Here is a 3560-nt window from a genome sequence, read left to right as displayed (position 1 = left end):
GTATCAAGCTACGGTTGTTAAGATTACGGCTGATAGCACCGCCTAGACACGCTCTTAACCGCTACTGTGCTGTCATACGCTAGCAAGGGCCTAAACCCAATATACCGCTACGATATGCACGAGTAACCACTCATTGCGTTGCTCAATATGTCTAGAACCCCCTGTCGAGAGCTTTACCCTTCTGTCAAACGCAGTCGTCGCCGAGGCCTGCCACCCATTTGACGGGTAACAATTACAGAGAGAGCAGCACAAGGAGGTAACGAGCGAACAAGCAGTTTTTAAAATGTATAGTGAATAAGGTTGATATGAAAGCATATTTTGGATAAAATGCACCTACACGGGCATTTAATGCTGTTCAAATAACGCAGTTCAGGTGCTTATTTGTTCGTTACAGTGTGCGTCAACACGCTGTAACCGTTAGCTATATTTAAAACTAAATGCCTCTGGGAGTCAACTCCCAAAGGCATTTTTTTGTTTGTCATGTAGATTGGGTTTTTATTATCTACTTTTTCATTAGATTGCTTAGGCTTTTTTTGTCGTCATTTAGCGTAGGTATTTCAACCATTTTGAAGTTAGCACTTAGTACATCCTCACAAGACGTTAAGTTTCTGACAATACTGGGATAGTTTACTATGAAGACCGGCTTAGTCGTCAGATGCAAGGTTTTACACGCGCTGTTAAGAAGCGGTAAATCATCTTTCTGAGAGAATACGATAATGAAAAGACAAACCTACACTCCTGAGATTAAAGAACGCGCCGTTCGTATGCTGATTGAAGCATTAAACGATTACACCTTTATGTGGTCATGTCATAAAAAGCACACTAATGAAACTATACTAACCAACATTCAAGACTAAGCTACACATACTAAAGAGCTTGAACATGAGAACAAGAAGCTTACGTAAGCCAGTTAGATTACAGTAAAATCCGCTTTTTTCGCCCAAGGAGAGATAGGACACACAATCAAGTTGTGGCTCAGTTTATTGATAAAAATAAGTGTGTCTACGGTATTAGAGCAATATTGACTGTGCAATATAGAAAATATGCAATAAACTTATTTTCTACCTTTAATAAAATGCAGCAACCTAAACAAGGGTAAATTATGAGTAATTCAGATAACCACAGTCATCAAGCTCCAGACCCTAAAAATATGAATAAAGCTTTTTATTTTGGGATTGGTCTAAATTCTGCATTTACGCTCATCGAGTTTATAGTGGGCTATTCAACTAATTCATTAGCTTTAATCGCAGACGCTAGCCACAACTTAAGTGATGTTGCCAGTTTAATAATCTCGTTAATTGGAATGAAATTAGCACAGAAAGCATCTACTACGCTTTATACCTATGGCTACAAAAAAGCTTCTATAATGGCGTCTCTTATTAACGCCATATTGTTAGTTGCAATCGTTATAGGTATTGCGTATGAGGCCTTGGGTCGATTTGATACGATACCGGAAGTTGCAGGAAAAGTTATTATTATTACAGCTCTAATAGGTGTATTTATAAATACTGTTTCTGCTTTTGCATTCTACAAAGGTCAAAAAGACGATATTAATATCAAAGGTGCTTTCTTGCATCTAATGGTAGATGCATTGGTCTCTTTAGGTGTCGTTATCTCGGGCATTATTATTTACTATACAAGTTGGAATATCGTTGATCCTCTAGTTAGCTTGATTATTTCAGTCGTTATACTGTTATCGACTTGGGGTCTACTAAAAGAGAGTATCAAGCTTGCTATCGACGGAGTACCTCAAAATGTTGATCTCAGTAAAATCACTGCTATCTTAGAGAGCTATAATTTTATTCAAAACTTTCATCATTTACATATCTGGGCTTTGAGTACCACTGAGAATGCTCTTACAGTTCATATTGTACCGAAGACCGATATAACGCTTGAAGAGACTATTACTATGAAAGAAAACATCAAGGAAGATTTGGCGCATCAGAATATACAACATGCAACTATTGAATTTGGTACTAAGGCAGATGACAATCAAAAATCGCGTGCATTAAATGAAAGTATCAACTAAAAGATGATAGACCGTATATAGCTATCTCTTTTTAAGTATGAGGCGCGTGCCTTATGTCAACATAATTTTTTCAATCAGTTCTTATGTGATCAATAGTTTAAAACTTTTATATTTACGTGCGTTAGGACGTTACCTAGAAAAAATAAAAAACTTACGCTGATTAAATTATTATGATTAAGTTTACTATTACCCTCGTCTTCTAAGTGTGGTTAGACCTTTGCCAAAATAGCTTAGTAGTAATAACAGAGTTATTATTATCAAGATAGGATAATTTCCCATAAGCATAAAGGGCGTGTTACCAACCCGTGCCTGTATCTCACCACGTAGTACAGTACGCTCAAACTGCGGTGCGCGTTTTACAATACGACCTTTATGGTTAATGATAGCGGTAACACCAGTATTGGTCGCTCGAATAAACCAGCGCCCGTTCTCAAGCGCGCGCATTTGTACCATTTGCAAATGTTGCAATGGTCCTGCTGAAGTGCCAAACCAGGCATCGTTAGAGACGGTCAACAAAAAGTCAGTATCGATGGCATTTTTACGCGTGGTATCTGGATAAGCTACCTCATAACAGATAGCCGTCCCTATATTGTGTTCACGCACCTTTAGCGGTGACTGCTGATCACTACCACGACTATAGCTCTTAATATCCTGACTACCGGCCAAACTTGGGAAAATATCGAGCACGCCTTCAAATGGAATATACTCTCCAAAAGGCACTAGACGCTGCTTCTTGTATAGGCCTTCCGCTTCTACACCTCGAGCAATCACGCTATTGTAAAATGGGGGATACTTATCCGTACTGGCATTGAATGCCGCTTTATCCTTATAAGGGATACCAGTTATCCATGTCGTATTGGTCGCATTGGCCATTTCTATCATTTCACTAATAAAGCCCGCAGCCTCATCCTGAAACATCGGAATAGATGATTCAGGCCACACCACCACATCACGTCCCCACTCAGTGCGCGTTAACTTCGCATAAATCTTTAGCGTTTCTACTTGATATTGCGTCAGCCACTTTATATCTTGTGAAATATTACCTTGAATCAATGACACTGACAGATCAGGTGTGCCCTTAGGTTTTGTCCATTGCGGATTGACCAGCCATAATGATGTGCTAATGGCTAATAACAGTACAGAAACGACGGCATAACTACTGCGTCGAAGCAGTAGCTCTACTAAACTTGCAGCCAATAGTATGGCAACAAAAGAGACGGCAAAAACACCAGCAACGGGTGCTAAGGACGATAACCAATACTCTTCAGTAAATGCATAACCAACAAATAGCCACGGAAAGCCTGTGAATAACCAAGTTTTTAACCATTCTTGTAGCACCCAAAGAGCAGCAAATGAAAAGGGTTGTTTGCCTACCATACGGTTAAAGACTAGTGTTAAAAATCCATGAAACAGTCCCATACCGAGACCCATCAATCCAATCATAATCAATGCGAGCCACGTTGGAGTATCGCTATAATCATGGATGGCAGTATAGAGCCAAAAGCCGCCGACGCACCATAGCCCCATACCG

The 3560-nt window shown here is 39.6% G+C and carries 3 protein-coding genes; 2 read left to right on the top strand and 1 reads right to left on the bottom strand.

The genetic code is table 11. The features are described 5' to 3' along the window. The first annotated feature begins 716 nt into the window (after positions 1–716). Both AAEY83_RS12515 and AAEY83_RS12510 read left to right on the top strand, forming a co-directional pair. The gene (locus tag AAEY83_RS12515) at positions 717–857 is read left to right on the top strand and encodes a hypothetical protein (RefSeq protein WP_156410079.1); all 141 of its coding nucleotides are present in this window, start codon (positions 717–719) and stop codon (positions 855–857) included. 245 nt (positions 858–1102) lie between these two features. Then, the gene (locus AAEY83_RS12510; protein ID WP_025643908.1) at positions 1103–2029 is read left to right on the top strand and encodes a cation diffusion facilitator family transporter; all 927 of its coding nucleotides are present in this window, start codon (positions 1103–1105) and stop codon (positions 2027–2029) included. Between the two features lie 186 nt (positions 2030–2215). Here AAEY83_RS12510 and lnt read toward each other — a convergent pair. After that, a partial coding sequence (lnt, locus tag AAEY83_RS12505) for an apolipoprotein N-acyltransferase (RefSeq protein ID WP_351059209.1) occupies positions 2216–3560 on the bottom strand: 1345 nt, incomplete at its 5' end.

It is taken from the genome of Psychrobacter sp. TB20-MNA-CIBAN-0197 (genome assembly GCF_040309765.1).
Classification (GTDB): domain Bacteria; phylum Pseudomonadota; class Gammaproteobacteria; order Pseudomonadales; family Moraxellaceae; genus Psychrobacter; species Psychrobacter submarinus.
This window is presented reverse-complemented; position numbering and strand designations above follow the sequence as displayed.

Coding starts and splice junctions, on each gene's coding strand:
- AAEY83_RS12515 (WP_156410079.1), top strand. CDS start 717: ATGAAAAGACAAACCTACACTCCTGAGATTAAAGAACGCGCCGTTCGT.
- AAEY83_RS12510 (WP_025643908.1), top strand. CDS start 1,103: ATGAGTAATTCAGATAACCACAGTCATCAAGCTCCAGACCCTAAAAAT.